Genomic DNA, 1393 nt, shown 5'->3' with positions numbered 1-1393 from the left:
AATACGATTAAAAGATGAATACGCGGCATCCAAGCTAAATTGCTGTAATGACAGCAAACTTACTGTTTCTGCGTAATCAATGGATTCCAAGTTACCTAGTACTTCTTGGGTAAGAATCTCCGCATCTTTTAACTGCTCTAGCCCTGTGTCGAGCGTATTGAGACGCGCTCCCAATTGGCCTCGCGCCTCAAGCACCGATGTTGCCGCAAAATCAAAGTTGGCAATCGTCCCTTCTAGTAAGGATTCAAACGCTTCGCGCCCATCTGTCGTCGGCGCGAAGTTACGTAAGCCGTAGACGAACTTCTCTACCGTTGTAAGCAAACCTTGCTTCTCGGTAGATTCAACTGTAAAAGTGTCGCCCGTGGCTGGCGCTCCCCGAATTTCGAACTGAGTACCCTGAGCGTTGATCGTGCCATTTGGTGCATACGCGACATTCGACTGAAGTGTTAACCCTGTCGATTTCTCACGGAGATCAAACGTGTTTGGCGATGTAAATTCAATCACCAAATCTTCAGGATAAAACGCATCATAGTCAGCTTGATCGACCACTTGACCGACCGTAATTGTTGCCGGCGGCTCTGCTTGGTTTCCCTCGCTGGCTCGCGTAAAGAATGAGTTCGTATAGGTGGGCATATCTTCGAAAATAGCCTGCCCATTGATAGTTGATTGAATGGTGACTGAAGCGTCGATTTGAACGTAACGAACCCCTTCATCACCATGGTAGCGATACGAACCAGAATCGTCTTGTTGAAAGGGCTGTGTTCCGCCTTGAAATCCGCTGAATACATACTCGCCACTTGCATCGCGTGCATTGAGTAGCCCTGCTAACTGGTCTAGACGTGACTCTACTTCTGCGGCGATCGAACCTAGATCGTCTTTTGTAAGCGCACCATTACCCGCTGAAACCGCAAGCGTTCTCAAACGCTCAATCACTTCGTTGATGCCACCTAAGCGATCATCTTGCAGTGATAAACGCCCTTCAGCCAATTCAACATTTCGTTGAAACTGCTGATTAACCGACAGCTCCTGTTTCAGCTCTAGAATACGCGTGGAAGCAACAGGATCATCGGCTGGCGTCAGTACGCGCTTGCCCGACGCGAGCTGCTGCTGCGTTTTCTGTTGTTGCGCGGTGACATCTTGAATAGACGACATCGCTCTGTCATAGATCTGTACTGTAGAGATTCTCATATGTGCTCGTTCCTATCTCTATCTAAATGCGCCTAGCAGGGTATCGAATAAATCTCGTGCCACCGAGACCACCTGTGCAGAGGCGTTATATGCAGCCTGAAACTGCACTAATTTGCCTGCTTCTTCATCTAAGTTCACCGCTGCGATTGAGTCTCTTAGACCGGATGTTTGATCTAGCAAAGCCTTGGCAGACTCACTCTCAAGA

Annotated in this window: 2 protein-coding genes; both read right to left on the bottom strand. The window is 48.5% G+C overall.

Annotated elements, in window-relative coordinates; all coding sequences use genetic code 11:
• Window positions 1-1188 (bottom strand): flagellar hook-associated protein FlgL (gene flgL / locus A3762_RS23080; protein ID WP_068757843.1); only part of this gene is annotated, 1188 nt, incomplete at its 3' end.
• A gap of 18 nt (window positions 1189-1206) precedes the next feature.
• The coding region (locus A3762_RS23075; protein WP_156493689.1) for a flagellar basal body rod C-terminal domain-containing protein at window positions 1207-1393 on the bottom strand (187 nt) is incomplete at its 5' end.

The sequence above is a fragment of the Oleiphilus sp. HI0125 genome (genome assembly GCF_001635355.1).
Note: the sequence above shows the minus strand (reverse complement) of the source record. Positions and strands in the feature narration are given on the sequence as shown.